Here is a 27,000-nt window from a genome sequence, read left to right on the forward strand (position 1 = left end):
CCGCCGGGGTAGGGCCTGTGAGACGGCTGAGGCGTGGATCCGCAGAGCAGCAGCTCCGGCGCTCAGCCCCGGCGGCGCGTGAGGAGGACGGCGACCACCACCGCTGCGGCCACGAGCAGCACGAGCAGCCCGCCGACGACGGCGACGAGCACCACGACCCCGCTGGTGCCGCTCGAGGAGGCGGCCCGCGGCGCTCCGGTGCCGGCGCCGCAGGCCGGGCCGTCGGTGCTGCCGCCCGCGGCGGCGGTGCCCGAGGGCGCCCGGTACGTGAAGGCGAGGGAGTCGGTGACGGGATGCCCGTCGGCCGACACCACCCGCCACGACACCGTGTAGCGCCCCGATCCCCCGAGCCGCGTCGTCACCGACACCGTGCGGTCGGTCACCGTCGGGCACGCCGTCTCGAAGTGCCTCCCCTCGGGGCCGATCACCCGCAGCACGGTCGAGCCCCTGCCGTAGGTGAGCACCGCCTCGTCGAACGTCACGCTCACCGACTTGAGCGGCGCGGTGACCGTGCTGCCCGCCTTCGGGCTGCTGCCCGTCGGGAAGTCGTGCGCCGATGCCGGGACGGCCGGCAGCAGCACGGCGGCGACGAGCGCCAGGGCGGCCGGCAGGCGCCAGCGGCGGGTCCGGCGTGGCGCGTCGGGCAGCGGCATGGGGCTCCTTCTGCGGGCGGTTCCGACGTCCGCACCCGGGGGTCGGTTCACCGGTCGTCGGCGAGGACGGTCGGCGGCACCGCGGCGAGCACGCGCTCGGCGACCGCGGCGTGGTAGCGGAGGTCAGGGAGAGGCCAGCCGACCCGGTTCGTGAGGTGCACGAGCACGAGGTCGCGGTCGGGGTCCGCCCAGGCGATGCAGCAGTTGCTGCCGTTGTGCCCGAATGCGCGCGGGCTGCTGCTCGCGCCGAACGGGCTCACCGTGCCCGGCACGCTCCGCGGGCCGCCGAGCTGGAACCCCGCGGTCCAGCGGATCGGGTAGCGCGCGACGCGGTCGAGCCGGTCGTCGGGCGGCGGCGCGAGCGCCGCATCGAGCGCACGCCGCGAGAGGATCCGCGCGCGGCCGAGCCGCCCGCCTCGCAGCAGCGCGAGGTAGAGGCGGGCGAGGTCGCGGGCCGTGGTCGAGACGCCCGCGGCCGGGATGACGGCGCGGCGGACGGCGGCGCGGTTCACGTCCGCCTGCACGACGAGGCCGAGCAGGCCGGCGCCCCGCACCGGCACGGCGCGACCCAGCAGCGCCGACGGCAGGCCGAGGTGCGTGTCGCCCAGCCCGAGTGGACGGAGCACGAGCTCGTCGAGCACGTCCGGCAACGGCCGCCCCGTCACCCGCCGGACGACCTCACCGAGCACGAAACCGGCGGCGATGGGGCTGTAGCCGGGCTCGGTGCCGGGGGCCCAGGCGGGGCGTGCGGCGGCGACCCGCGCGAGGGCGCGGTCGGGGTCCGTGATCACGGCCGCGTCGCCGAGCACCCGGAGGCCGCCGAACCCGGCCCGGTGCTGCAGCACCTGACGGACCGTCACCGCCTCCTTGCCCGCACGCCCGAACTCCGGCCACCAGCGCGAGACGGGATCGTCGAGGCCGAGCGCGCCGAGATCGGCGAGCCGGTGCACCACGACCGCGGTGAACGGCTTCCCCGCGGAGAAGCTCCAGAACAGGGCGTCGCGGCGGCAGCCGAAGGCGAGGTCGAGCACCGGACGGCCCCGGTGGAGCACGACGAGCTGCGCCGTCGCGCCCCGGGCACGGACGAGGTCGACGGCCTCCTGCAGCCGCTCGGGCCGGAGCCCCGGCTGCGCCGCGGGAGGTGCGGGCGCGATCAGGAGGCGGCGGCCTCGCCGGAACGGCCGAGCGGCAGCGCGGGGCAGTCGCGCCAGAGCCGCTCGAGGCCGTAGTAGGCGCGGTCCTCCTGGTGGAAGACGTGGACGGACGAGGTCGCCGAAGTCGAGCAGCTCCCAGCGCCCCTGGCCGCGGCCCTCGCGCCGCTTGAGCGGCACGCCCTCGGCGGTGAGCCGCTCATCGACGGCGTCGGCGATCGCGAGCACGTTGCGCTCGCTGCTGCCCGAGGCGAGCAGGAACGCGTCGGTCAGCGGGAGCCGGGACGACACGTCGATCGCCACGAGGTCGGCGGCGTTCTTCTCCCAGGCGGCATCGGCCGCCTGCTGGACGAGGATCTGGGAGGGCTTCACGACCTCATCAGAATAGCTTGAGCACCCAGCTGCCGACGAGCAGCGCGACGACACCGACCGCCATCGCGCCCGCGATGATCGCGAGCACCGTCGGCAGGATGTTGGCGCTCAGGCGGCGGCCACCGAGCATCGCCTTGCCCGAGCCGGCGCCGCTGATGGCGCGGTTCGCGCTGACCGGCTTCACGCCCGGCGCGTGGTCCTCCTGCGCGTGCTCGTAGAGCCGGTCGACGTCGGGCGAGTCGATCGCGTCGATCGGGGCGCCGGTCTGCGCGAGCCGCTTCGGCAGGTTCAGCGATCCGGTGATGAAGATGTCACCGGTGCCGCTGACGGCCTGCGTGAGGTCGGGCTGCGGGTCGTTCGGCAGGATGAGCGCACCGCCGGTGCCGCTCGTCGTCGTGCCGCGGCCCAGGAACCCGGTGTGCTCGTCGAGCTCGTCCGGCTCCTTCCACGGCAGCGGCGCCTGGCGCGGCTGCTCCATGCGGCGCGGCGCGGCCTGCGGCGCCTGCGCGGCCGACTGACCCGTCTGCGCCGAGCGGGCGCGGCGGATGAGCGCCTCGAAGCCGGCGAGGTCGGTGATCTCGGACGGCGGTCCCAGCTGCTCGGGCGCCCACGAGGCCGCCTCCTGCTGCGGCTCGGCGGGGACGTTGCTCCACGCCGTGGCTGCGGGCGCGCCCCAGCCGGGGATCGCCTGCTGCTCGGGCTCGTCGTCGTACTCGTAGTGGTCCACCTCGCCGCCCTGCGGCTCGAGGAAGGCGGGGCCCTGCTGGGCGACCTCGAACGGGTGCCGGCCGGGCGTGGCGACGGGCGTCGGGCTCGAGAACGAGAGCGCGTCGTCGCCCTGGGGCTCGACGAAGAACTGCGGCAGGCCGACCGGCGCCGTCATCGGCGCCTGCGCCTCGAGCGCGGCGCGGTCGAGGGCAGGCATCGACATCGCCACGGTCGGCGCGTCGTCGTAGTCCTCGTACTCGACCGAGGCGGGGCCGCCGAACGCGGCGGGCACCTGCGAGGCGGGCGCCGCGTCGCTGAACCAGGCGGCGGGCATGCCGTCCTCGGTGAGCTCCGCGGCCTGCGCGGCGCGGCGGTCGCGCCGGCTGTGCGGCGGCTCGACCGGCTGCTGGACGGGGATGCGCGCGGTCGGCAGCACCTCGGGCTCGCGCTCACGGCGCAGCACGGCGTCGCGGACGCGGTCGAGCAGCTCGCCCGACACCGACGACGGACCCGTCGCCGGCCCGCGACCGAACGACTGCGGCATCGCGGGACGGAAGTCGGCGGGCGGCTGCGGGGCCTCCTGCTGGGGCGCAGGCGCATCGGCGCGCCGCGACAGCGCGGCCCAGATGTCGGCGGTGTTCTGCGCGGAGAAGTCCTGCTCGGGGTCGATGCGGCCCCGCGGGTCGGCGTTGCCGAAGTCGACGACACCGCTCGGGTGCATCCGGCCCTCGGCGAGGGCCTCCGCGGCGCGGCGCTCGGCCTCGCGCGCCTCGCGCCGGCTCATCGGCTGCCTGCCGTCGGCGCGGGGCTCACCAGCCCGGGCGGTGTCCACGCCGGTGCCGCTGCGGCTCCCGCGGAAGGACTCGTCCTGCCACATGCTCATGGTTCGCTCCTGTACAGCCGGTGCTTGCTGATGTACTGAACCACACCATCCGGAACGAGGTACCAAACGGGTGCGCCGTGTCGCACACGCGCTCGACAATCCGTCGAGGAGATGGCGAGAGCGGGCACCTCGAGCACGCTCACCCGCTCCGCGGGCAGCCCGGTGACGGTCAGGGCGTGGCCCGGACGGGTCACCGCGACGAAGTGGGCGAGCTTCCAGAGCTCGTCCATGTCCTTCCACTCGAAGATCTGCGCGATGGCGTCGGCGCCCGAGATGAAGAAGAGGTCGGCGTCCGGGCGCTGCGCCTGCAGGTCGCGCAGCGTGTCGACCGTGTAGGTCGTGCCGCCGCGATCGATGTCGACGCGCGACACCGTGAACCGCGGGTTGGAGGCCGTCGCGACGACCGTCATGAGGTAGCGGTGCTCGGCCGGGGTGACCGTGTGCTTGTGCCAGGGCTCACCCGTGGGCACGAAGACGACCTCGTCGAGGTCGAAGACCCGCTGCACCTCGCTCGCGGCCACGAGGTGGCCGTGGTGCACGGGATCGAAGGTGCCGCCCATGACCCCGATCCGGGCGCGGCGGCCGGGTGTCGGGGCGGGCGTGTCGAGGGAGACGGCTCCCCGCTAGTGCGACGGGCCGTGCGGCGGGTTCGAGGAGCCGCCGCGCTTGCCGGCGTGGCGGTGCGCGACGTCGCGGTACGACCAGGCGACGAAGCCGAGCACGAGGAAGCCCGCGATCGCGATGAGCGGGAACACGGGCGCCGGGAAGATCAGCGGGTGCTCCGCGGACACGGTCGGCAGAGCGGTCAGCAGCGACAAGAGCGGCCTCCTCGGGCGGGGACGGACGGGGATGCGGTCGGGGAACGATCCTAGAGCGCTCGGGCTCAGGACCGGATCTGGCCCGACCCGCGCACGAGCCACTTGGTGCTCGTGAGCTCGGGCAGCCCCATCGGCCCCCGCGCGTGCAGCTTCTGGGTGGAGATGCCGACCTCGGCGCCGAAGCCGAACTCGCCGCCGTCGGTGAAGCGCGTCGAGGCGTTCACCATGACGACCGCCGAGTCGACCTCGGCGAGGAACCGGTCGGCGGCGGCGAGGTCGTTCGTGACGATGGTCTCGGTGTGGTGGGTCGACCAGCGGTCGATGTGCTCGAGCGCGGCGTCGAGGTCGTCGACGACGCCGACCGCGAGGTCGAGCGAGTAGTACTCGGCCGCCCAGTCCTCGTCGCTGACGGGCTCGAGCCCCGGGACGATCGCCCGGCTGCGCTCGTCGGCGTGCAACGTCACCCCCGCGTCGCGGAGCGCGCCGAGCACCGGTGGCAGCAGCCGCTCGGCGGCGTCGCGGTGCACGAGCAGCGTCTCTGCCGCGTTGCAGACGCCGACCCGCTGCGTCTTCGCGTTCACCACGATCGACGCCGCCATCGCGGGGTCGGCACTCGCATCGAGGTAGACGTGGACGACGCCGGCGCCGGTCTCGATGACGGGCACGGTCGACTCGCGGACGACGGTGTCGATGAGCCCGGCGCTGCCGCGCGGCACGAGCACGTCGACGAGCCCGCGCGCCCGCATGAGCTCGGCGGCGCCGTCGCGGCCGAACTCGTCGATGGTCTGCACCACGTCGGCGGGCAGGCCGGCCGTGGCGACGGCCTCCTGGATGAGCTCGACGAGCACCCGGTTCGTGTGCTCCGCGGCGGTGCCGCCGCGGAGCACCACCGCGTTGCCGCTCTTCAGCGCGAGTGCCGTGATGTCGACCGTCACGTTCGGCCGCGCCTCGTAGATCGCGCCGACCACGCCGAACGGCACCCGCACCTGGCTCAGCTTCAACCCGTTCGGCAGCGTGCTGCCGCGGAGCACCTCGCCCACGGGGTCGGGCAGGGCGACGATCTGCAGCACCGCGTCCGCGAGCGCGCCGATGCGGCGCTCGTCGAGCGCGAGGCGATCGAGGAGCCCCGCGGACAGCCCGTTCCGGCGCCCGGCCTCGAGGTCGCGCGCGTTCGCCGGGACGATCCGCTCGACCCCGGCGAGGAGGGCGTGAGCGATCGCCTCGAGCGCCCGGTTCTTCTGCGCCGCCGTCGCGGTCGCGAGCGGCTTCGACGCCGCCTTCGCCGCCGCGAAGCGGGCCTGCGCGCCAGTGGTCGAGGGCGCCGCGAGGGTGTCCGTCATGCGCAGGAAGTGTAGAGCCTGACGGAACGACGGCGCTCCTGCTGTCCCATCGGCCGGACCCGCGTGCGGCGTCCCGGGCGGCGCGATCCGCCGTCGTTCCGTCAGCGCGGCGCGGGCTCGAACCAGGTGCCGACGCGCTCGCCGGCGAGGGCGCGGTCGACGTGCTCGGTCGCGGTGAGCAGCACGGCGATGCCGGAGCCCGCCGCGTACCGGGCCGCAGCGAGCTTCGTGGCGGCGCCGCCGGTGCCCACACCGGTGTCGCTCTCCCCCACCTCGACGCCGTCCAGCGGGTCGCCGGCGGCGACGAAGGCGATGGGGCGGGCGCCCGGATCCTTCGGCGGCCGCGTGTAGAGCGCGTCGACGTCGGAGAGCAGCACGAGCAGGTCCGCCCCGACGAGCTCGGCGACCAGCGAAGCCAGCCGGTCGTTGTCGCCGAAGCGGATCTCGCGCGTCGCGACGGTGTCGTTCTCGTTCACGATCGGCAGGATCCGCAGCGACAGCAGGGTGTCGAGCGCACGCTCGGCGTTGCCGCGCGGCTTCGGGTGCTCGAGGTCGCCCGCGGTGAGCAGCACCTGGCCCGCGACGATGCCGAAGCGGTCGAGCTGCTCCTGGTAGCGCTTCACGAGCAGGTTCTGCCCGACGGCCGCGGCCGCCTGCTGCACGGCGAGGTCGCGGGGGCGGCCGTCGAGCCGCAGGTGCGGCAGGCCGGTCGCGATCGCGCCGGACGAGACCAGCACGACCTCCGTGCCGCGGCCGTGCGCGGCGGCGAGCGCGGCGACGAGCGGGACGACCTGCCCGGCCCGCTCCCCGCTGATCGACGAGGAGCCGACCTTCACCACGATGCGCTGGGCCGCCGGCACCTGCTCGGGGACGGACGGGGCCGTCACCGGCTGCCGCCCTCGCGGAGCGCCTCCTCCCGGGCGCGCTCGGCGCGGCGCTCGGCGTCGAGGTCGGCGCGGGCGGCGCTCTTCGCGTCCATGCGCTCGCGGTACTCCTCGCGGCGCTCCTGCGTGGTGCGGCGGGGCCGCTCCCCCGCGATGCGCGGGTCGCTGCCGCGTGGCGCGACCATGAGCTCGGCGGCCGAGGACAGCGACGGCTCCCAGTCGAAGACCACACCGTCGCCGCGGCCGATGACGACCGTCGAGCCGGCCTGCGCACCGGCCTGGAACAGCGCGTCCTCGACCCCGAGCTTGTTCAGCCGGTCGGCGAGGTAGCCGACCGCCTCGTCGTTCGCGAAGTCGGTCTGCGCCACCCAGCGCTCCGGCTTCGCCCCGAGCACCCGGAACAGGGGCTCGCCCTGGTCGGACTCGACCTGCACGCGGAACTGCTGCTCGTCGAGCGGCTTCGGCCGGATCACGATGCGGGGCGCCTGCGCGGCCGCGGCGCGGTCGGCGCGGTCCTGCTCGACGAGCCCCGCGAGGGCGTAGGACAGCGGCGCGAGGCCCTCGTGGCTCGCCGCGGACACGGCGAAGACGCGGTAGCCGCGGGCCTCGAGGTCGGGACGGACGAGCGCGGCGAGCTCCCGGGCGTCGGGCGCGTCGATCTTGTTCAGCGCGACGAGCTGCGGGCGCTCGAGCAGGGGACGCTCCCCCGCGGGCACGGGGTACGCGGCGAGCTCGCGGAGGATCACGTCGAGGTCGGTGAGCGGGTCGCGGCCGGGGTCGAGCGTCGCGCAGTCGATCACGTGGAGGATCACGCTGCAGCGCTCGATGTGCTTCAGGAAGTCGAGGCCGAGCCCGCGGCCCTCGCTCGCGCCCTCGATGAGGCCGGGCACGTCGGCGATCGTGTAGCGGGTCGAGCCCGCCTCGACGACGCCGAGGTTCGGCTGGAGGGTCGTGAACGGGTAGTCGGCGATCTTCGGCCGCGCAGCGGACATCGCGGCGATGAGGCTCGACTTGCCGGCGGAGGGGAAGCCGACGAGGGCGACGTCGGCCACCGTCTTCAGCTCGAGCCGGACGTCGAGCTGGTCGCCCGGGGTGCCGAGCAGCGCGAAGCCGGGGGCCTTGCGCTTCGGGGTCGCGAGCGCGGCGTTCCCGAGGCCGCCGCGACCGCCTGCCGCGACGACGACACGCACGCCCGGCTCCTCGAGATCGGCGAGCACCTCGCCGTCCTCGCCGTGCACGACCGTGCCGACCGGCACCGGCAGCTCGAGCGGCTCGCCGTTCGCGCCGTCGCGGTCGTCGCCCATGCCGGGCGCGCCGTTCCCGGACGAGCGGTGCGGGGCCCGGTGGTAGCCGAGCAGCGTCGTCACCTGCGGGTCGGCGACGAGCACGATGTCGCCGCCGTCTCCGCCGTTGCCGCCGTCGGGTCCGGCGAGCGGCTTGAACTTCTCCCGCCGGATCGACACGCAGCCGTTGCCGCCGTGACCCGCCGTGAGGTGCAGGGTCACGGAGTCGACGAACGTCGCCATGACGCCTCCTCCTCCTTCAAAGCGTGAGCGGGCGGGTCGAATGCTCGACCCGCCCGCTCACGACGAACTGCTTCGCGCGGTCAGACCTCGACGGTCTCCGGCACGACGATGTTGACGACCTTGCGGCCGCCCTTCGCGCCGAACTGCACGGCGCCCGCCTCGAGGGCGAACAGGGTGTCGTCGCCGCCGCGGCCGACGTTCGCGCCCGGGTGGAAGTGCGTGCCGCGCTGGCGGACGATGATCTCGCCGGCCTTCACGACCTGACCGCCGAAGCGCTTCACGCCGAGTCGCTGCGCGTTGGAGTCGCGACCGTTGCGGGTCGAGCTCGCGCCCTTCTTGTGTGCCATGTCGGTGTCGCTCCTCAGCCGATCGCGGTGATCTTGACGCGGGTGAGCTCCTGGCGGTGGCCCTGGCGCTTCTTGTACCCGGTCTTGTTCTTGAACTTCTGGATCACGATCTTCGGGCCGCGGGTGTGCTCGAGCACCTCACCCGTGACCGTGACCGCGGCGAGGTCGGCCAGCTTGCTGGTCACCTTCTCGCCGTCGACGAGCAGCACCGGGGCGAAGCGGACCGTGCCGTCCTCGCCGGGCTTCTGGCGGTCGACGGTGAGGACGGTGCCCACCTCGACCTTCTCCTGGCGCCCACCGGCGCGCACGATCGCATAGACCACTTCGAGCCTCAACTCCATGTCACGGGCCTCGGGCGAGCCTGCACGGCTGCGAGGACCCAAGTCGGAACCGGTGTCGGGAAGCCCACCTCGGGCGACGGCTTCCGCACCGACCTTCGAGGATAGCCCATCCCGGACCCCGGTGCCGACGCCGTCCCGGATCCTCCGGGCACGCGGTGCGACGATGAGCAGGTGACCGTGCTCGTCGACGAACCGATGTGGCCGGCGCACGGGCGCCTGTGGGCGCACCTCGTGAGCGATGCGTCGCTCGACGAGCTGCACGCGTTCGCCGACCGCGCCGGGGTGCCGCGCCGGGGCTTCGACCTCGACCACTACGACGTGCCCGAGGAGCGGATCCCCGAGCTCGTCGCGCTCGGCGCCGAGCGGGTCACGGCGGGCGAGCTGACGCGCCGCCTCATCGCGAGCGGGCTGCGCGTCCGGGCGCGGGACCGCGCCCGGACCGGATAGCGCAGCGGGCGCGGGACCGCGCCCGAACGCACCTGCTCCGGATCCGTGTCGCTCTCGGTGCGTCTCAGCGACAAGGATCCGGAGCAGGCGGTCAGTCGTTCTGACCCGGGGTGAGCGCCGGGGTGCTCACGCGGCGGGATCGGCGACGGCCCTCGCCCGGGCGCTTCGGCGCGGGCAGCGCGTTCAGCACCGAGTCGAGCAGGCCCGCGGCCTCGTCCTTCGGCAGCTGCGGGGCGGCCTCGTGGTGCTCCACCGGCAGGTCGAGGAGCACCGCGGGAGCATCGGGCTCGGCCTCGGACGGCGCGGACCGCGCGGTCGCGGGCTCGGGCACGTGCACCGGTTCGGGCGCGTGCTCGCCCCGATCCGGCTCGACCTGCTTGCCGTTCGCGAGCGTGGCGCCTGCGATCTGGGCGAGCATCGTCTTCGCGCCGTCGGTGATCGCGTGCGTCGCGGACTGCCGCTGCGGCGCCGGCTGCTGCTGCTGCTGACCGCCGCCGCGACGGCGGCGCTGGTCCTGCTTCGGCGCCTCCGGCTGCGGGGTCGCCTCGCCGAGCGACTCCGCGAGGCCGACGCCGAGCCGCTTGCGGGTCATCTGCACGAGCCCGAGCGAGGTCACCTCGGCGACCTGGTGCTTCGTGCGGTCGCGCGACAGGCACTCGACGAGGCGGCGCAGCACGAGGTCGCGGTTGCTCTCGAGCACCATGTCGATGAAGTCGATGACGATGATGCCGCCGATGTCGCGCAGCCGGAGCTGACGGACGATCTCCTCCGCGGCCTCGAGGTTGTTCTTCGTCACCGTCTCCTCGAGGTTGCCCCCGGAGCCGACGAACTTGCCGGTGTTCACGTCGATGACGGTCATCGCCTCGGTCCGGTCGATGACGAGCGAGCCGCCCGACGGCAGCCAGACCTTGCGGTCGAGCGCCTTCTCGATCTGCTCGTGCACGCGGAACTCCGCGAACACGTCGCCGTCGCCGTCCCAGCGCTCGACGCGCTCGAGCAGGTCGGGCGCGACCTGCGACAGGTACCGCTCGATGACCGCGCGGGCCTCGTCGCCCTGGATCACGAGCTTCGTGAAGTCCTCGTTGAAGACGTCGCGGACGATCTTCACGAGCAGGTCGGGCTCGCCGTGCAGCAGCGCCGGGGCGCTCGCGGTCTCGACGAGGTGCTGGATCTCGGCCCACTGGTTCGCGAGGCGCTGCACGTCGACGACGAGCTGCTCCTCGGTGGCCCCCTCGGCGGCCGTGCGCACGATGACGCCGGCGGAGTCGGGCAGCGCGTCCTTGAGGATGCGCTTGAGCCGGGCGCGCTCGGTGTCGGGCAGCTTGCGCGAGATGCCGTTCATCGAGCCGTTCGGCACGTAGACGAGGTAGCGGCCGGGCAGCGACACCGAGCTGGTCAGGCGGGCGCCCTTGTGGCCGATCGGGTCCTTCGTGACCTGCACGAGGACCCGGTCGCCCGGCTTCAGCGCGAGCTCGATGCGCCGGGCCTGCGAGCCCTTCTCGCCGAGCCGGTCGCTCGCGGCCTCCCAGTCGACCTCGCCGGAGTAGAGCACCGCGTTGCGGCCGCGGCCGATGTCGACGAAGGCGGCCTCCATGCTCGGCAGCACGTTCTGCACGCGGCCGAGGTAGACGTTGCCGATGAGCGAGACGTTCTGGCTCTTCGCGACGTAGTGCTCGGCCAGGATCCCGTCCTCGAGCACGCCGATCTCGATGCGGTCGCCGTTGTTGCGCACGATCATGCGGCGGTCGACGGACTCGCGGCGGGCGAGGAACTCGGCCTCGGTGACCACGGTGCGGCGCCGGCCCGCGTCACGGCCGTCGCGGCGGCGCTGGCGCTTGGCCTCGAGCCGGGTCGAGCCCTTCAGCTTCTGCGGCTCGGTGATGAGCTCCCTGACGGGCTTCGCCTTCGGCACGACCTCGGTGACGGTGCCCTCGGCGCCCGCCTGGCCGCCGGTGGACCGCTTGCGGGCGCGGCGACGCGAGCGGCGCGACGGGGTCCCGTCGCCCTCCGCCTCGTCCTGCTCGGGCTCGTCGTCGTCCTGCGGCACCTCGAGCGGACCCGCGGGCTGCTGCGGCAGCGCGGGCGGCGCCTGGAACAGCACGGCGAGGCTCGGACGCGACGACGGAGCGCCGGCCTCGGCCTCGGCGTCGCCGTCGGGCGAACCCGCGGCGTGGGGGTCGGCGTCGTCGGTCGTGGACGGCTCCCCCGAGGCGGGCGCGTCGGCCTCGGCGGCGGGTGCGGGCAGCTCCTCGGCGGGCGCCTCGTCGGCGCTGCGCTCCGGGTGCCCGCCGCCCGCCTGGGCCGGCTCGGTGGACTCGGGGTCCGGCGGCACGATCAGGTCCTGCTCGCCCTGCTCGTCCTCGCCGTTCGCGTCGGGGACGAGCGGCTCGCCGACAGCGGGGGCGGTGTTCGCATCGGCCGCGCGGACCGGGGCGCTGCGCCGTCTGCGGCGCGGCGCGGTCCGCTCGATCTCCTCGCCCTGCTCCTGGCCTGCTCCGTCGTTCTCGTACTCCACCATCGCTGGTGCACTCCTCACGCGGGTGCGGCCGGGCTCGAGACCCTGCCGTCTCCTTGTGCTCTGCGCCGGCCCGACGGCGGCTCGTGCTGCTGCCTGGCTCGGCGGAATCCATGTGTCGCGCGTCGGGATCGGCGCGCGCGGCGGGACAAGCGCCGCCGGGTTCCCCCGGATCTCGGCCCGCAGGGTGCGGGCCTGTCGAAGCGTTCGGCCTCCCCGTGCGACGCACGCGGACGACCTGCAGGCATTATCGCACGACCCTCCGCCGCGCCGCCGTCCCCCACCCGGGCCTCCCGCCGTCGGGACGCCCCGGTGCGATACTGCCGGGCGTGATCGTGCAGGAGCCCGCCGTCGCCGAGCCCGCGACCGGTGTCACGGTGCCCGACGAGCGCGACCGGCCGACCGCCCTCGCGATCCTGCTGATCGTCGGCGGCGTGATCGGCCTCGTCGCCGCGTTCGCCCTGACCCTCGACAAGTTCCAGGCGCTGACCCACCCGTCGTCGAACCTGTCCTGCGACTTCAACCTGCTCGTGCAGTGCGGCAAGAACCTCGGCTCGCCGCAGGGCAGCGCCTTCGGCTTCCCGAACCCGCTCATCGGGCTCGTGTGCTTCCCGGCGCCGATCTTCGTCGGCGTGTCGGTGCTCGCGGGGGCCCGCTTCCCGCGCTGGTTCTGGGCCGTCTTCAACCTCGGGATGCTCTTCGCGATCGGCTTCGTGATCTGGCTGATCGGCGTGAGCGTCTTCCTGCTCGGCACGCTCTGCCCCTGGTGCATGCTCGTGTGGAGCGTCGTGATCCCGATGTTCGTCGCCACGACGCTCTTCAACCTGAGCCGCGGCAACCTGCCGCTCGGCGCAGGCGTACGTCGCGTCGCCCGTGCCGCCTACGGGTTCACGCCGCTGATCTGCCTGCTCGCCTACGTGGCGGTCGCGGTGATCGCACAGCTGCGCCTGAACGTGCTCGCGTACCTCTGACGGTCTCGCGCGGGACCTGTGGCGTCGCGCGCTCCGCATGCCTGCGGCGCGGCGCCGTGAACGCCGCGCGAGGCCGGAGAAGGCGTCAGCGCCGGGCGAACCAGAGGCCCAGCTCGCGCTCGGCGGACGCCGCCGAGTCGCTGCCGTGCACGAGGTTCTGCTGCACCCGGAGGCCCCAGTCGCGGCCGAGGTCGCCGCGGATCGTCCCGGGCGCGGCGGTGGTCGGGTCGGTGGTGCCGGCGAGCGAGCGGAAGCCCTCGATGACCCGCTCCCCCGCGATGCGCATCGCGACGATCGGGCCGGACTCCATGAACTCCACGAGGGGCTCGAAGAACGGCTTGCCCTGGTGCTCGGCGTAGTGCTGCTCGAGCAGCGACCGGCTCGCCTGGACCCAGCGGATGTCGGTGAGCGCGTACCCCTTCGCCTCGATGCGGCGAAGGATCTCGCCGGTCAGGTTGCGCGCGACGCCGTCGGGCTTCACGAGCACCAGGGTCTCCTCGACGGACTCCGCCACGGCTGCCTCCTCGCGCTATCGAGCGGCCCGGCGGTCGAGCCGGGCCCCGACAATCATGCAGTAGAGCCAGAAGCCGAGGAACACGACCCCGACGATGCCGATGGCGAGATCGATGACGGCGGCGGCGACGAGCAGCACCTGCACGACCCAGCCGAGCGCGATGCCCGCCCGGCTGCGCGAGGTGAGCGCGAGCGCGACCAGGATGAGCGCGAGCACCGCGCCGCCGCCCCCGAACGCGACGAGCGGGCTGATGTCGTGGTGCAGCCCGAACACCACCAGCGCGGCGAGCGGGACCACCACGAACTCGAGGCCGAGCACGATCGAGGCGAGGCTCGCCTGCGCACCCCGCGGACGGCGAGTCCGCGGTGCGCGGGCGTCGGTCACGGAGCCGACCAGTCGTCGTCGCCGGCGAGCTGGAGCACCTTCGCGATGAGCGTGATCGAGCCGAACGCGACGACGCCGCCCGCCCGCCCCTCATCCACCGGCGCGTCGACCGCGAGCTCGCGCGCGGTCTCGAGCGCCCGCTCGAGGTCGGGCTCGACGACGACGCGGTCGGCGCCCACGATCCCGACGACGGTGCGGGCGAGCTCGTCCGGGTCGGTCGTCCGGTCGGACGGCGCGGTCGTGACGACGAAGTCGTCGACGACGCCCTCGACCGCGCGGATGATGCCCGCCGCGTCCTTGTCGCCGAGCACGGCGAGCACCGCCACGAGGCGGGAGAACGAGAACGACTCGGTGAGCGCCGCGGCGAGCGCCGCCGCGCCGTGCGGGTTGTGGGCGGCGTCGACGACGAGCGTCGGCGCGCTCGACACGACCTGCATCCGGCCCGGCGAGGTCGCCTGCGCGAGGCCCTCGTCGAGCACCTCGCGGGCGATGGGCTGCTTCCCGCCGCCGACGAACGTCTCGACGGCGGCGATCGCGACCGCGGTGTTCTCGGCCTGGTGCGCGCCGAGCAGCGGCACGAACAGGCGCTCGTAGCGGCCCGCACGCCCCTGGACGTCGACGACCTGGCCTGGGCCCCTGGAGGCCGGCACCGACGCGCCGGTTCCGCCCGGCGTGTCGGCCGAGCCGACGGGGACGACGGCCGGCGTGCGGCCGAGCACGCGGAAGTCGCGGTCCTCGAGCGTCACGTCGGCCTCGTTCAGCTCGGCGGCGCGCTCGAGCTCGGCGAGCGCCTCGGGATGCTGGCGGGCGGAGACGACCGAGCGGCCGGGCTTGATGATGCCGCTCTTCGTGCGCGCGATCGCGTCGACCGTGCTGCCGAGTCGCTGCGTGTGGTCGAGGTCGATCGGCGTGAAGACGGCGACCTGCCCGTCGGCCACGTTCGTCGCGTCCCACTCGCCGCCCATGCCGACCTCGATGACGCCGACGTCGATGGGCGTGTCCGCGAAGGCGGCGTAGGCGAGCACGGTGAGGGCCTCGAAGAACGTGAGCGACGGCTCCCCCGCGGCCTCGAGCTCGCGGTCCGTCATCTCGAGGTACGGCGTGATGTCGGCCCACGCCTCGAGCAGCCGCTCGTCGGAGATCGGCTCGCCGTCGACGACGATGCGCTCGTTCAGCCGGCCGAGGTCGGGGCTCGTGAAGAGGCCGGTGCGCAGGCCGTGCGCGCGGAGCAGGCTCTCGGTGATCCGGCTCGTCGAGGTCTTCCCGTTCGTGCCGGTGAGATGCACGATCGGGTACGACCGGTGGGGGTCGCCGAGCAGCTCGAGCGCGCGCCGTGTCGGCGCGAGCCGCGGCTTCGGCGCGACCTCGCCGACGCGACCGTAGATCGCGTCGAGGAACGCGGTCATCGCCGTGGAGTCAGACATCGAGCACCATCCGTCCCGCGCGCCGCAGCTCGAAGCGCGCACCCTCGACGGCGCCCCACCCGCCGCGATCGATCAGCGTGAGCGTGCCGTCGGCCCAGCGCTGCACCCGATCGGTCGTCCCCGCCGAGGCGGGGGCGACGTCGAGCGACTCGGTGAGCGTCTCGGCCCGCACGAGGTCGCCGTGCACCTCGAGCATGCGGACGAGGTCGGGGTCGCCCTCGACGGCGAGCTCGATGCGGTCCGTGACCGCGAGGCCCGCGGTCCGACGCGCCTGCTGCACGTCGCGGATGAAGTCGCGCGCCCGGCCCTCGAGCTCGAGCTCCGGGGTGACCCGGGTGTCGAGCAGGAGGAACCCGCCGCCGGGCAGGAGCGCGAGCGCGCTGCCCTCGGTGGCACCCGAGCGCTCGAGCACGAGCTCGTACTCGCCGGGCAGCAGCGGCACACCCCCGACCACGAGGTCGTCGCCCTGCTTCCGCCAGTCGCCCGCCTTCGCGGCCTTGAGCACGTCCTGCACCTGCTTGCCGATGCGGGGGCCGAGCGCCCGGGCCGAGACGGAGAGCCGCTCGGTGACGCCGTGCTGCGCGGCGCTGCCGGCGTCCTCCGCCTCGAACAGGACCTGCTTCACGTTCAGCTCGTCGGCGAGGATCGCCTCGCCGAGACCCGCGAGGTCGGCCGAGTCGGCGGCGACGACGGTGAGCGAGGCGAGGGGCAGCCGCACCCGCAGGCCGGCCTCCTTCCGCAGCGCGAGGGCCGCTGACGTGATCTCGCGGAGCCGCTCCATCCGGGTCACCAGCGCCGGGTCCGACGGGAACTCGGCGGCGTCCGGCCAGTCGGCGAGGTGCACGCTGCGCCCGCCGGTGAGCCCGCGCCACACCTTCTCGGTGACGAGCGGCAGCAGCGGTGCCGCGAGCCGGCAGACCGTCTCGAGCACCGTGAAGAGGGTGTCGAACGCGTCCCGGGACTCCGGCGTCAGGCCCTCGCTGGAGCGGGTGGCCCAGAACCGCTCGCGGCTGCGCCGCACGTACCAGTTCGTGAGGAGGTCGGCGAAGTCGCGCAGCCGCGCGGTCGCGCCGCTCGTGTCGAAGCCGTCGAGGTCCGCGGTGATGCCGCGCACGAGGTCGCCGGTGGCGGCGAGCAGGTAGCGGTCGAGCGGGTCCGCCGAGTCGGTGCGGCGCACCGCGTCGTAGTCCTCCGCGCCCGCGTAGAGCGTGAAGAAGTAGTACGTGCTCCAGAGCGGCAGCAGCACCTGGCGCACGCCCTCGCGGATGCCCTCCTCGGTGACGATGAGGTTGCCGCCGCGCAGCACCGGGCTCGCGAGCAGGAACCAGCGCATCGCGTCGGAGCCGTCGCGGTCGAACACCTCGGAGACGTCCGGGTAGTTCCGCAGCGACTTCGACATCTTCTGGCCGTCGTTGCCGAGCACGATGCCGTGGCTCACGACCGTCGAGAACGCCGGCCTGTCGAACAGCGCGGTCGACAGCGCGTGCAGCAGGTAGAACCAGCCGCGGGTCTGCCCGATGTACTCGACGATGAAGTCGGCCGGTGAGTGCGCCTCGAACCACTCGCTGTTCTCGAAGGGGTGGTGGACCTGCGCGAACGGCATGGAGCCGGAGTCGAACCAGACGTCGAGCACGTCCTCGATGCGGCGCATCGTGCTGCGCCCGGTCGGGTCGTCGGGGTTCGGCCGGGTCAGCTCGTCGATGTACGGGCGGTGCAGGTCGACCTCGCCGTCGGGGTTCCGGGGCAGCCGGCCGAAGTCGCGCTCGAGCTCGGCGAGCGAGCCGTACACGTCGGTGCGCGGGTGCTCGGGGTCGTCGCTCGTCCACACCGGGATCGGCGTGCCCCAGTAGCGGTTGCGGCTGATCGACCAGTCGCGGGCACCCGCGAGCCACTTGCCGAACTGCCCGTCCTTCACGTTGTCGGGCACCCAGGTGATGCGCTGGTTCAGCTCGACCATGCGGTCGCGGAAGGCGGTCACCCGCACGAACCAGCTGGTGACCGCCTTGTAGATGAGCGGCCGCCGGCAGCGCCAGCAGTGCGGGTACGGGTGCTCGTACGACTGCTCGCGCAGCAGCCGGCCCTTCGCCTTCAGCAGGCGGATGAGCGGACGGTTCGCCTCGAACACCTGCAGTCCCGCGACGCCGGCGAGCTCGGTGCCCTCGAACATCGGCAGGAACCGCGCACCCGCGTCGACCGAGACGACCGTCGGGATGCCGGCGGCGGCGCAGACGAGCTGGTCGTCCTCGCCGTAGGCGGGTGCCTGATGGACGAGCCCCGTGCCCTCCTCGGTCGAGACGTAGTCGGCGACGACCACGCGCCAGGCGTGCTGCATGCCCCAGCGCTCGTCGGCGTAGACGTCCCACAGGCGGTCGTAGTGCACGCCGTCGAGGTCGCGGCCGAGCAGCCGCTTCGTGACGCCGGCGGCGGCCTCGTCCGCGGAGCCGTAGCCGAGGTCCTTCGCGTAGTCGCCGAGCCGGCTCGCGGCCAGGAGGTACTCACCGCCGAGCACCTCGCGCTCGAGACCGGCGGTGTCGCCGGTCGAGTCGGGCGCCTCCGAGTCCGCGGTGCCCGACGGGCCGCCGGCCACGACGACGTACTCGATGTCGGGGCCGACCGCGAGCGCGGCGTTCGTGGGCAGCGTCCACGGCGTCGTCGTCCACGCGAGCGCCCGCACGCCGGTGAGCCCGAGCGCCTCGGCCTTCTCGCCGACGAGCGGGAAGGTGACCGTGACCGACGGGTCCTGGCGGCGCTTGTAGACGTCGTCGTCCATGCGCAGCTCGTGGTTCGACAGCGGCGTCTCGTCGTTCCAGCAGTACGGCAGCACGCGCACGCCCTCGTAGGCGAGACCCTGGTCGTGCAGGCGCTTGAACGCCCACAGCACGCTCTCCATGTACTGCGGGTCGAGGGTCTTGTAGTCGTGGTCGAAGTCGACCCAGCGGGCCTGCCTCGTCACGTAGTCGCGCCACTCGCGCGTGTAGCGGAGCACGGAGGCGCGGGCCTCGGCGTTGAAGGCGCCGACGCCCATCGCCTCGATCTCGTCCTTCGTCGTGATCGCGAGCTGGCGCATCGCCTCGAGCTCTGCGGGCAGGCCGTGCGTGTCCCAGCCGAAGCGGCGGTGCACCTGCCGGCCGCGCATCGTCTGGTACCGCGGGAACGCGTCCTTCGCGTACCCGGTGAGCAGGTGGCCGTAGTGGGGCAGCCCGTTCGCGAACGGCGGACCGTCGTAGAACACCCACTCGGGTGCACCGGCGCGCTGGTCGACGGACGCCTGGAACGTGTCGTCGGCCGCCCAGAAGGCGAGGATCTCACGCTCGACGTCGGGGAAGCGGGGGCTCGGCGACGTCGGCTCGCCGCCGTCCTTCGGATAGGCCATTCGGGTCCTCCCGTGCTCGCTCTCGCTGCACGGGGACGCCGTCGCCGACGCGGTACCACCCCGCTTGACGCCGCACGGGGGCGGCGCCCACTCCTTCTGCTCGGCGGTGACGGGCCGGCCCGTCCGGTTCTACTGACCGATCGCTCGGCGTTCTTCCGGAGACTCCCCGGTGATGGCCGGATCGCAGTCGTTGACCGGCAGTGTAGCCGCCGCGTGCTCAGCGCAGCAGCGGTGCGCGCAGCCAGAAGATCGAGAAGAACAGGCCTGCGCCGACGACCGTGTTCACGACGGGGAAGATCCGGTAGAGCGCGAACAGCGAGGGGCGCGCCCCGCCCACGGCCCGGAGCGAGGCGACGCCGAGCAGCAGGTAGGCGAGGCCGGCCGCGAGCGCGAAGACGGGCAGCGCCGGTACGACGAGCGCGGCGGCGACGAGCCACAGGACGAGGCAGACGACCAGGGTGCCCCGGGCGCCGAGCCGGGTCGCGATCGTCGGGACCCCGGCGCTGCGATCCGCGTCGATGTCGGGCACGGCCGAGAAGGCGTGCATCGCCGCGCACCAGAGCGCCGCAGCGACGACGAGCGCGGGCGACGGGGTCGCGGACGTGGCCGTCGTGAAGGCGACCAGCCCCGGCACCGCGTAGAGGAGGTTCGACGCCGAGTCGAGGAACGGCCGGGCCTTGAAGCGCAGCGGGGGCGCCGAGTAGCCGACGCCGAGCACGAGGAGCACGGCGGCCCAGGCGATCGCGGCGAGCGGGAGGAAGGGCAGCAGCGCGAGGAACGGCAGGTTCGTGGCGAGGATCGCCACCACGAGCGTCCGGTCCTCGCTCGGGTCGAGCAGCGCTTCGTACGACCCCTTCTTGCCGTTGATGCGGTCGCTCGGCCGGTCGTAGAGGTCGTTCACCCCGTAGATCAGCAGGTTCGCCGGCAGGGTGCACCAGAGCCCGAGCACGAGCAGGCGGGGGTCGGGCGGGTCCCCGCTCGCCGCGACGATGCCGATCGCCCACGGCCCGAGCAGGTAGACCCAGAACCGCGGCCGGGACAGCGCGAGCAGGCGCCGCAGCGTCGCGGGCCCTCCGCGGGCGATCCGCACCCCGTGCTCGCCGCTCACCGGCGTCCTTCCCCGGCCTCCGCGAAACCCGCTGCCTCGGCCTCGTACGGACCGGAACGGTAGCCGACGCGGTTCGCGGTGCGATGCAGCCCGAACGCGAACAGCACCCCGAGCAGCAGGTAGGTGCCGATCGTCCGCAAGCGCCCGTCGCGGCGGAACCGACGGTCGGAGAAGTGCACCGGGGTGAGCACGACGCGGTACCGCCCGAGCCAGCCGGCGGCCTGCAGGAATCGCATGTCTTCGAACCGGTAGGCGGGATCGAAGCCCCCGACCGCCGCGAAGAGGTCGCGGCGCACCGCGATCAGGCCCCCGCCGCCCGACGGCACGACGGGCGCCGTGAGCACGAACACGACGTCGAGCAGGGTGAAGAAGACGTGGAGCAGCGGGTCGCCGGGGTCGGGCCGGAACCACGGGCAGGCGACGTCGAGCCGCCGGCGCTCCATCGACGCGAGCAGCCGCTCGAGCGTGCGGGGCGGCAGCCGCACGTCCGCGTCGACGAAGACGAGCACGTCGCCGCCCGCGGCGACCGCACCCGCGTTGCGCTGCAGGGCGGCGCCGCGCCGGGCCGAGCGGAGCGTGCGGGCGCCCGCCGCCTCGGCGATCGCCTCCGTGGCATCGGCGGAGCCGCCGTCGGCGACGATCACCTCGTCGGGCGCCCTCGTCTGCTGCGCGAGGTCCGCGAGCAGCCGCGGCAGCCACGCGGCCTCGTCGAGGGTTGGGATGATGACGCTGATGGTGCTCCCCCATCGCTGGGGCCGGGTGCGGGCGCCCGTCGTCACGGAAGGAATCCTGCGGTGGCACCGTCCGACCACGCTGGGAACGAGCGCGTCGTGATCGTCGGCGGCGGCCTCGGCGGGCTGGCGCTCGCGATCCTCCTGCAGAGGACGGGCCGGCGGGTCGTCGTGCTCGAGAAGAACGAGTCGCTCGGCGGCCGGGCGGCGCGGTTCGAGGCGGAGGGCTTCGTGTTCGACATGGGGCCCTCCTGGTACCTCATGCCCGACGTCTTCGCGCGGTTCTTCGACCTCATCGGCGAGCCGGTGGAGCAGCACCTCGACCTGGTGCGGCTCGACCCGAGCTACCGGCTGTTCCTCGGCGACCGCCGCACGATCGACATCCATTCCGACCTCGAGCGCGACATCCCGGCGCTCGAGCGCCTCGAGCCGGGCGCCGGCCCGCGGCTGCGCGACTACCTCGCCCGAGCGAAGACGCAGTACGACGTCGCCGTCACCCGGTTGATGCAGAAGAACTACGGCGGCATCGGGGACCTGTTCGACCCCGAGCTCGCGAAGGCGGGCCGTGGCCTCGCGGTGCTCTCGAGCATGGACCGCTACGTGAAGCGGTTCTTCCGCACCGCCGACCTGCAGCGGATCATGCAGTACTCGCTCGTGTTCCTCGGCTCCTCGCCGTACAACACCCCTGCGCTCTACAGCATGATGAGCCACATCGACTTCGAGCTCGGGGTCTACTACCCCCGCGGCGGCATCCACGAGGTCGTCGAGGCCCTCGTGCGCATCGGCCGCGGTCTGGGCGTCGAGTACCGCACGGACGCGCCCGTGCGCGAGATCCAGGTGCAGGGCGGCCGCGCCCGCCGCGTCGTGCTCGAGGACGGCGAGCGCGTCGAGGCCGATCTCGTCGTCTCGAACGCGGACATCCACCACACCGAGACCGAGCTGCTGCCGCCCTCGGCCCGCGGCTTCTCCGAGCGGTGGTGGCGGAACCGGACCCTCGCGCCGTCGGCGCTGCTGCTCTACCTCGGCGTCGAGGGGCGCGTGCCGGAGCTGACGCACCACAACCTGCTGCTCTCGCGCGACTGGCGCCACAACGTCGCGCAGGTCTTCGAGCGGACCGAGTGGCCTGACGACCCGTCGCTCTACGTCTGCGCGCCGAGCGTCACCGACCCGACCGTCGCGCCGCAGGGCATGGAGAACCTCTTCGTCACGGTGCCCGTGCCGCCGCGGCTCGACGTGTCCGAGGCGGACCTCGATCGGCACGCCGACGCGATCGTCGCCCTGATGGAGCGCGAGCTCGGCATCCCGGACCTCGCGAGGCGCATCCGGTACCGCCGGGTCTTCGGCGGCCGCGACTTCGCCGCCCGGTACAACGCCTACGGCGGCTCGGCGCTCGGCCTCGCGCACACGATCACGCAGACGGCCATCTTCCGGCCGGACACCCGCAGCCGGAAGGTGCGGAACCTCTACTTCGTCGGCGCGAACACGAACCCGGGCATCGGCATGCCGGTCGTGCTGCTCTCGGCGCAGCTCGCCTACAAGCGGATCGTCGGTGACCGCTCCTCGACACCGCTCGAGCGCCTCCTCTCCCCCGTCGACGCGTGACCTCTGAACGCCGGTTCCTGGGGACCGGACCTGGCGCGCGGCTCCGGCGTGTGCTGCGATCGGGATGGAGGAGGAGGAGGTCGGCATGGCGGTCTCGAAGGTCGGCAACGTCACCGTGCACGCGGTCGATCCGCAGCGGCTCGCCGCGTTCTGGGCGGCGGCGCTCGGCTACGCGGAGCGGCGGTTCGAGGGCGAGCTGAAGCAGCAGCTGCTCGCCGGCGGCCTCACCGAGGGCGAGCTCGCGAAGCGCGGGCTCGCGGAGGATCCGGCGGGTGCAGGACCCCGGCTGCTCTTCCAGCACGCCGACCGGCCGAAGTCGCCGGGCGAGCGCAACCGGATGCACCTCGACGTGTCCGCGACGCCCGGCCGGCCGCCGAGCCGCGACGAGCTGGACGCGGAGAAGGACCGTCTCGTGGCGCTCGGCGCCGAGGTCGTTCGTCTCGTCGACCAGCGGTGGGGCCCGTTCGAGGAGCGCTACTACCAGCTGCGCGATCCGGAGGGCAACGAGTTCTGCCTGCAGTGAGTGGTCAGGCGCGGCGGAGGTTCCGCGCCACGGGGATCGCGGCGGCGAGCGTGAGCGCCGCGAGCACCACGAGCTGCAGGGCCTCGGGCGCGAGCGGCGCGAGCGCCGCGAGCACCACCGGGAAGACGAACCCGACGTAGGTGAGGCTGTAGTAGACCGCGGTGACGCCGGCCAGGTCGTCGGGCCGGGCCATCCGCTGCACCTCGGTGAGCCCGGACACGAGGCAGAGCCCGTACGCGCAGCCGAGCACCGCCGCGACGAGCAGGCCGAACGGCGGGGAGAGCAGCACCGCCTCGAGGGCAGCGAGCAGGGTGCCGAGCACCGCGAGCGCGAGGCCGAGCAGCAGCTGCCGCCCGCCGGTCCACCGTCCGATGCGGATCGCGACCTGCTGGATGCCCGCCCCGAAGGCGAGTGCGACCACCGCGAGCAGCGTGGCGTAGACCACCGCGTCGGCGCCCGTCCGCGACGCGACGAGCGCGGGCGTGACGGCGAAGGCGAGCCCCGCGGAGCCGAACACCCAGGGCGCGGCCGGCGCGACGACGGTGAGGAAGCGTCGGCGCACGTCCCGGGGCACGCCGAGATCGGCGAGCAGCGGCCGCGAGCGGTCGGCGCCGTGCCGCGTCTCGGCCGCGCGGAGCAGCAGCGGGGTGACCGCGAGGGTGAGCGCCACGTGCACGAGGTACGGCAGCAGCGTCGGCGCGGGACCCCACTGCGCGAGCACCCCGGAGACGGCGGGCCCGAGTCCGAAGCCGGCGGTGAGGGTCAGCGACGCGCGCCGGGCCGCGACCGGCCCGGGGACGTGGTCGGCGGCGGAGAGCTCCTTGATCCAGCTGCTGCCGACGACCATCGCGACGGCGACGCTGACGCCCGAGACGAAGCGGCCGACGCCGAGCACCGGCACCGACGCGGCGCCGAACGCGAGCACGAGGCTGCCGACGCAGCCGAGCGCCACGCCCGCGAGCAGCAGCGGCCGCCGCCCGTAGCGATCGGAGAGCGGCCCGCTGACGAGGAAGCCGGGGACGATGCCGAGCACGTAGAGCGCGAAGAGCAGGTCCACCTCGACGGAGGTGTATCCCTCGTGCTGCCGGTAGAGCAGCAGCAGCGGCGTGAAGTGGTTGCCGCCCCAGCCGAGCATCGCGATGGCGGGCACGACCCTCCGCCATCCCCCGCCGCGCACGTCCTCAACGCTAGGCGCTCGCTCGGCACCTTCCCACGCGGCCGCAGGCGCCCCGTCCCCTACCCTGGAGGCAGCCCTTCGGGGCCCACAGTCAGGCACCCCCGGCGACGTCCGGGACCGACACGGTGCCGCACATATCGCTCCAGGAGACCGTCATGACCCTCGCCGCAGACCGACCGACGTCCGCCGCCGTGCCCGACAAGCCGGCCCTCGAGGGCCTCGAGACCAAGTGGTCCGCGGTCTGGGAGCAGGAGGGCGTCCACCGCTTCCCCGGCGTGGAGGGCGGCCGTGAGGGCGTCTACTCGATCGACACCCCGCCGCCGACCGCGTCGGGCTCGCTGCACATCGGGCACGCCTTCAGCTACACGCACACCGATCTGATCGCGCGGTTCCAGCGGATGCGCGGCAAGCGCGTGTTCTACCCGATGGGCTGGGACGACAACGGCCTGCCCACCGAGCGCCGCGTGCAGAACTACTACGGCGTGCGCTGCGATCCGTCGCTGCCCTACGACCCCGAGTTCACGCCACCCGCCGAGGGCGCCGCGAAGAGCGCGAAGGCGGCCGACCAGCGGCCGATCTCGCGCCGCAACTTCATCGAGCTCTGCGAGCGCCTCACCGTCGACGACGAGCGCAAGTTCGAGGAGGTCTGGCGCACGCTCGGCTTGAGCGTCGACTGGACGCAGACCTACCGCACCATCGGCGAGGACGCCCGCGCCATCTCGCAGCGCGCGTTCCTCAAGAACCTCGAGCGCGGCCAGGCGTACCAGGCCGAGGCGCCGAGCCTCTGGGACGTGACGTTCCGCACCGCCGTCGCCCAGGCCGAGCTCGAGGACCGCGACCAGCCGGGGGCGTACCACGCGATCGCGTTCGCGGGCCCCGACGGCGACGTGGTGATCGAGTCGACCCGTCCCGAGCTGCTGCCCGCGTGCGTCGCGCTCGTGACCCACCCCGAGGACGCGCGGTACCGCGACCTCGTCGGCCGCACCGTGCGCTCGCCGCTGTTCGGCGTCGAGGTGCCGGTCGTGGCGCACCGGCTCGCGCAGCCCGACAAGGGCACCGGCATCGCCATGATCTGCACCTTCGGCGACCTGACCGACGTCACCTGGTGGCGCGAGCTCGACCTGCCCACCCGCACGGTGATCGGTTTCGACGGCCGCTTCATCGCCGAGCCGCCGGCCGCCATCGACAGCGACGCCGGCCGGGCGGCGTACGCGCAGCTCGCCGGCAAGACCGTGTTCTCGGCGCGCGCCGCGGTGGTCGAGCAGCTGCGCGAGTCCGGCGCGCTGCAGGGCGAGCCGAAGCCGATCACGCACCCCGTGAAGTTCTTCGAGAAGGGCGACCGCCCGCTCGAGATCGTGTCGACCCGGCAGTGGTACCTCGTGAACGGCGCCCGCGACGAGGCGCTGCGCGAACGGCTGCTCGAGCGCGGCCGCGAGCTCGACTTCGTCCCCGAGTTCATGCGCGTGCGGTTCGAGAACTGGGTCACGGGCCTGAACGGCGACTGGCTCGTCTCGCGGCAGCGCTTCTTCGGCGTGCCGCTGCCGGTCTGGTACCGGCTCGACGACGAGGGGGACCCCCGCTACGACGCGGTGCTGACGCCCGAGGCCGAGGCGCTGCCGATCGACCCGTCGAGCGACGTGCCGCCGGGGTTCACCGAGGAGCAGCGCGGGAAGCCGGGCGGCTTCGTCGGCGAGGTCGACGTGATGGACACCTGGGCGACGTCGTCCCTCACCCCGCAGCTCGCCGGCGGCTGGCTCCGCGACGAGCGGCTCTGGAACGCGGTGTTCCCGTTCGACCTGCGCCCGCAGGGGCAGGACATCATCCGCACCTGGCTGTTCTCGACCCTGCTGCGCAGCGAGCTCGAGCACGGCGCGCTGCCGTGGCGCACGGCGACCATCAGCGGCTTCATCGTCGACCCGGACCGGAAGAAGATGTCGAAGTCGAAGGGCAACGTCGTGACGCCCGCCGACATCCTCGCCCAGCACGGCTCGGACGCCGTGCGCTACTGGGCGGCGTCGAGCCGGCTCGGCACCGACGCGGCGCTCGACGTGACGAACCCGACGCAGATGCGCAAGGGGCGGAAGCTCGCGATCAAGGTGCTGAACGCGGCGAAGTTCATCCTCGGGCTCGGCGACCCGACCGCCGAGGTCGGCGCCGTCACCGAGCCGCTCGACCTCGCCATGCTCGCGGCGCTCGACGTCGTGATCGAGCAGGCCACCGCCGCGTTCGAGGCCGACGACCACGCCCGCGCCCTCGAGGCGGTCGAGCCGTTCTTCTGGACGTTCTGCGACGACCACATCGAGCTCGTGAAGGACCGCGCGTACGGCGACGACGAGGCGGCCCGCGACTCGGCGATCTCGGCGCTGCGCCTCGCCCTCGACACGCTGCTCAAGCTGCTCGCGCCGGTGCTGCCGTTCGCGACGGAGGAGGCGTGGCGCTGGGCGCACGAGGGCTCGGTGCACGTGTCGGCGTGGCCCGAGCCGCTCCGCGTGGACGGCGATCCGGCCGTGCTCGAGGCCGCGAGCGCGGCCCTGATCGGGATCCGACGCGCCAAGACCGATGCCAAGGTGTCGCAGCGCACGCCGGTAGCATCGGCTCGCATCACCGGCCCCGAGGACGCCGTCTCCCGGCTCGCACTCGTGGCCGGCGACGTGGGGGCGGCAGGGCGCATCTCGGCCCTGTCGTTCGGCGACGGGAGCGGGAGCGTCGCGGTCACCGACGTCGTGTTCGCATCACCCGACACGGAACAGGGGGGCCGGTCATGACCGTGACCATCAAGCCGCTGACCGAGCGCGACTTCTTCGCCTGGTACGAGCTGCTGCTCGAGTTCGGCGCCGACGCGCACGTCGAGCTCTCCGACGAGAACGTGATGCGCATCTGGACGCGGCTGCAGACCGACGACGCGCACGGCGTGCTCGCCACCGACGCGCTCGGCAAGGTCGTCGGGCTCGCGCACTTCGAGACCGTGACCCGGCTGCTGCAGGGCGACACCGCGACGATGATCGAGGACGTCTACGTCGCGCAGCGCTCGCGCCGGCAGGGCGTCGCGACCGCGCTCATCGAGCACATCCGCACCCGCAGCGAGGAGGAGCACCGCTCGTCGGTGCGCTGGCTCGCGAAGCCGGAGGACGCGGCCGCGAAGGCGCTCTTCGACAAGTTCGCCGCCTCGACGGGCGGCTGGGTGCTGCACGACCTGCCGGTCGCCTGA

Annotated in this window: 24 protein-coding genes and 1 pseudogene; 6 read left to right on the top strand and 19 right to left on the bottom strand. The window is 73.7% G+C overall.

Going from position 1 to position 27,000, the window contains the following annotated elements; genetic code table 11:
* Positions 1 to 62: 62 nt before the first annotated feature.
* The 11 genes and pseudogenes from QDR37_RS00860 to rplU form a co-directional block, all read right to left on the bottom strand.
* Positions 63 to 653, bottom strand: coding sequence for a copper resistance protein CopC (locus QDR37_RS00860; RefSeq protein WP_279711651.1), 591 nt, complete (start codon positions 651 to 653; stop codon positions 63 to 65).
* 47 nt (positions 654 to 700) lie between these two features.
* Positions 701 to 1,864 carry a serine hydrolase gene (locus QDR37_RS00865; protein ID WP_279713523.1) on the bottom strand — a complete coding sequence of 388 codons (1,164 nt, stop codon included), beginning with the start codon at positions 1,862 to 1,864 and terminating at the stop codon, positions 701 to 703.
* A pseudogene (gene rsfS, locus QDR37_RS00870) lies at positions 1,807 to 2,176 on the bottom strand (ribosome silencing factor). The gene QDR37_RS00865 and the pseudogene rsfS overlap by 58 nt, the downstream one beginning before the upstream one ends.
* Positions 2,177 to 2,183: 7 nt before the next feature.
* On the bottom strand, positions 2,184 to 3,767 hold the full coding sequence (locus QDR37_RS00875) for a hypothetical protein (protein ID WP_279711652.1): 1,584 nt from the start codon (positions 3,765 to 3,767) through the stop codon (positions 2,184 to 2,186).
* A complete protein-coding gene (gene nadD / locus QDR37_RS00880; protein ID WP_279713524.1) occupies positions 3,764 to 4,336 on the bottom strand; it encodes a nicotinate-nucleotide adenylyltransferase in 573 nt (190 codons plus the stop codon). Before nadD ends, QDR37_RS00875 begins: the two co-directional genes overlap by 4 nt.
* 54 nt (positions 4,337 to 4,390) lie before the next feature.
* The gene (locus tag QDR37_RS00885) at positions 4,391 to 4,585 is read right to left on the bottom strand and encodes a hypothetical protein (protein WP_279711653.1); all 195 of its coding nucleotides are present in this window, start codon (positions 4,583 to 4,585) and stop codon (positions 4,391 to 4,393) included.
* Between the two features lie 65 nt (positions 4,586 to 4,650).
* Entirely contained in the window at positions 4,651 to 5,925 is a 1,275-nt protein-coding gene (locus QDR37_RS00890; RefSeq protein ID WP_279711654.1) for a glutamate-5-semialdehyde dehydrogenase, read from the bottom strand.
* 101 nt (positions 5,926 to 6,026) lie between these two features.
* Positions 6,027 to 6,812, bottom strand: a complete 786-nt coding sequence (gene proB / locus QDR37_RS00895; RefSeq protein ID WP_279711655.1) for a glutamate 5-kinase — start codon at positions 6,810 to 6,812, stop codon at positions 6,027 to 6,029.
* A complete protein-coding gene (obgE, locus tag QDR37_RS00900; protein ID WP_279711656.1) occupies positions 6,809 to 8,335 on the bottom strand; it encodes a GTPase ObgE in 1,527 nt (508 codons plus the stop codon). Before obgE ends, proB begins: the two co-directional genes overlap by 4 nt.
* Before the next feature lie 80 nt (positions 8,336 to 8,415).
* A complete protein-coding gene (gene rpmA, locus QDR37_RS00905; protein WP_279711657.1) occupies positions 8,416 to 8,682 on the bottom strand; it encodes a 50S ribosomal protein L27 in 267 nt (88 codons plus the stop codon).
* Between the two features lie 14 nt (positions 8,683 to 8,696).
* Positions 8,697 to 9,005, bottom strand: coding sequence for a 50S ribosomal protein L21 (gene rplU, locus QDR37_RS00910; RefSeq protein WP_279713525.1), 309 nt, complete (start codon positions 9,003 to 9,005; stop codon positions 8,697 to 8,699).
* A 189-nt stretch (positions 9,006 to 9,194) separates the two neighbouring features.
* Here rplU and QDR37_RS00915 point away from each other — a divergent pair, with 189 nt between their 5' ends.
* A complete protein-coding gene (locus QDR37_RS00915; protein ID WP_279711658.1) occupies positions 9,195 to 9,470 on the top strand; it encodes a DUF4031 domain-containing protein in 276 nt (91 codons plus the stop codon).
* A gap of 91 nt (positions 9,471 to 9,561) precedes the next feature.
* Here the strand turns inward: QDR37_RS00915 and QDR37_RS00920 are convergent, their stop codons facing one another.
* On the bottom strand, positions 9,562 to 11,988 hold the full coding sequence (locus tag QDR37_RS00920) for an Rne/Rng family ribonuclease (RefSeq protein ID WP_279711659.1): 2,427 nt from the start codon (positions 11,986 to 11,988) through the stop codon (positions 9,562 to 9,564).
* Positions 11,989 to 12,314: 326 nt separating this feature from the next.
* Between QDR37_RS00920 and QDR37_RS00925 the strand changes: the two genes are divergently transcribed.
* Positions 12,315 to 12,956: a vitamin K epoxide reductase family protein gene (locus tag QDR37_RS00925; protein WP_347882081.1), complete on the top strand. Its 642-nt coding sequence runs from the start codon at positions 12,315 to 12,317 to the stop codon at positions 12,954 to 12,956.
* A gap of 85 nt (positions 12,957 to 13,041) precedes the next feature.
* Here QDR37_RS00925 and ndk read toward each other — a convergent pair whose 3' ends face one another.
* From ndk to QDR37_RS00955, 6 genes are all read right to left on the bottom strand, one after another.
* Positions 13,042 to 13,470 (bottom strand): nucleoside-diphosphate kinase, encoded by a 429-nt coding sequence (ndk, locus tag QDR37_RS00930; RefSeq protein WP_279711660.1) that lies wholly within the window; start codon positions 13,468 to 13,470, stop codon positions 13,042 to 13,044.
* A gap of 15 nt (positions 13,471 to 13,485) precedes the next feature.
* Complete coding sequence (locus QDR37_RS00935) at positions 13,486 to 13,854, bottom strand: DUF4233 domain-containing protein (RefSeq protein WP_279711661.1); 369 nt, start codon at positions 13,852 to 13,854, stop codon at positions 13,486 to 13,488.
* Positions 13,851 to 15,278 carry a bifunctional folylpolyglutamate synthase/dihydrofolate synthase gene (locus QDR37_RS00940; RefSeq protein ID WP_279711662.1) on the bottom strand — a complete coding sequence of 476 codons (1,428 nt, stop codon included), beginning with the start codon at positions 15,276 to 15,278 and terminating at the stop codon, positions 13,851 to 13,853. The genes QDR37_RS00935 and QDR37_RS00940 overlap by 4 nt, the downstream gene beginning before the upstream one ends.
* Positions 15,271 to 18,651 (bottom strand): isoleucine--tRNA ligase, encoded by a 3,381-nt coding sequence (gene ileS / locus QDR37_RS00945; protein WP_279711663.1) that lies wholly within the window; start codon positions 18,649 to 18,651, stop codon positions 15,271 to 15,273. The genes QDR37_RS00940 and ileS overlap by 8 nt, the downstream gene beginning before the upstream one ends.
* A gap of 217 nt (positions 18,652 to 18,868) precedes the next feature.
* A complete protein-coding gene (locus tag QDR37_RS00950) occupies positions 18,869 to 19,759 on the bottom strand; it encodes a prenyltransferase (RefSeq protein ID WP_279711664.1) in 891 nt (296 codons plus the stop codon).
* A complete protein-coding gene (locus QDR37_RS00955) occupies positions 19,756 to 20,538 on the bottom strand; it encodes a glycosyltransferase (protein WP_279711665.1) in 783 nt (260 codons plus the stop codon). The genes QDR37_RS00950 and QDR37_RS00955 overlap by 4 nt, the downstream gene beginning before the upstream one ends.
* A gap of 15 nt (positions 20,539 to 20,553) precedes the next feature.
* Here QDR37_RS00955 and crtI point away from each other — a divergent pair, with 15 nt between their 5' ends.
* Together crtI and QDR37_RS00965 are read left to right on the top strand one after the other, a co-directional pair.
* A complete protein-coding gene (gene crtI / locus QDR37_RS00960) occupies positions 20,554 to 22,092 on the top strand; it encodes a phytoene desaturase family protein (RefSeq protein ID WP_279711666.1) in 1,539 nt (512 codons plus the stop codon).
* 85 nt (positions 22,093 to 22,177) lie between these two features.
* Entirely contained in the window at positions 22,178 to 22,615 is a 438-nt protein-coding gene (locus QDR37_RS00965; RefSeq protein ID WP_279711667.1) for a VOC family protein, read from the top strand.
* Between the two features lie 4 nt (positions 22,616 to 22,619).
* Here the strand turns inward: QDR37_RS00965 and QDR37_RS00970 are convergent, their stop codons facing one another.
* Positions 22,620 to 23,792 carry an MFS transporter gene (locus QDR37_RS00970; RefSeq protein ID WP_279711668.1) on the bottom strand — a complete coding sequence of 391 codons (1,173 nt, stop codon included), beginning with the start codon at positions 23,790 to 23,792 and terminating at the stop codon, positions 22,620 to 22,622.
* Between the two features lie 155 nt (positions 23,793 to 23,947).
* Between QDR37_RS00970 and valS the strand changes: the two genes are divergently transcribed.
* Positions 23,948 to 26,557 (top strand): valine--tRNA ligase, encoded by a 2,610-nt coding sequence (valS, locus tag QDR37_RS00975; protein WP_279711669.1) that lies wholly within the window; start codon positions 23,948 to 23,950, stop codon positions 26,555 to 26,557.
* The gene (locus QDR37_RS00980) at positions 26,554 to 27,000 is read left to right on the top strand and encodes a GNAT family N-acetyltransferase (RefSeq protein ID WP_279711670.1); all 447 of its coding nucleotides are present in this window, start codon (positions 26,554 to 26,556) and stop codon (positions 26,998 to 27,000) included. Before valS ends, QDR37_RS00980 begins: the two co-directional genes overlap by 4 nt.

Source organism: Amnibacterium sp. CER49 (genome assembly GCF_029846255.1).
GTDB lineage: Bacteria > Actinomycetota > Actinomycetes > Actinomycetales > Microbacteriaceae > Amnibacterium.

Bases quoted from the DNA above. Each gene is read 5' to 3' on its own strand.
- QDR37_RS00860 (WP_279711651.1), bottom strand. From the start codon at position 653: ATGCCGCTGCCCGACGCGCCACGCCGGACCCGCCGCTGGCGCCTGCCG.
- QDR37_RS00875 (WP_279711652.1), bottom strand. From the start codon at position 3,767: ATGAGCATGTGGCAGGACGAGTCCTTCCGCGGGAGCCGCAGCGGCACC.
- QDR37_RS00890 (WP_279711654.1), bottom strand. From the start codon at position 5,925: ATGACGGACACCCTCGCGGCGCCCTCGACCACTGGCGCGCAGGCCCGC.
- obgE (WP_279711656.1), bottom strand. From the start codon at position 8,335: ATGGCGACGTTCGTCGACTCCGTGACCCTGCACCTCACGGCGGGTCAC.
- rpmA (WP_279711657.1), bottom strand. From the start codon at position 8,682: ATGGCACACAAGAAGGGCGCGAGCTCGACCCGCAACGGTCGCGACTCC.
- QDR37_RS00920 (WP_279711659.1), bottom strand. From the start codon at position 11,988: ATGGTGGAGTACGAGAACGACGGAGCAGGCCAGGAGCAGGGCGAGGAG.
- QDR37_RS00940 (WP_279711662.1), bottom strand. From the start codon at position 15,278: ATGTCTGACTCCACGGCGATGACCGCGTTCCTCGACGCGATCTACGGT.
- ileS (WP_279711663.1), bottom strand. From the start codon at position 18,651: ATGGCCTATCCGAAGGACGGCGGCGAGCCGACGTCGCCGAGCCCCCGC.
- QDR37_RS00965 (WP_279711667.1), top strand. From the start codon at position 22,178: ATGGCGGTCTCGAAGGTCGGCAACGTCACCGTGCACGCGGTCGATCCG.
- valS (WP_279711669.1), top strand. From the start codon at position 23,948: ATGACCCTCGCCGCAGACCGACCGACGTCCGCCGCCGTGCCCGACAAG.
- QDR37_RS00980 (WP_279711670.1), top strand. From the start codon at position 26,554: ATGACCGTGACCATCAAGCCGCTGACCGAGCGCGACTTCTTCGCCTGG.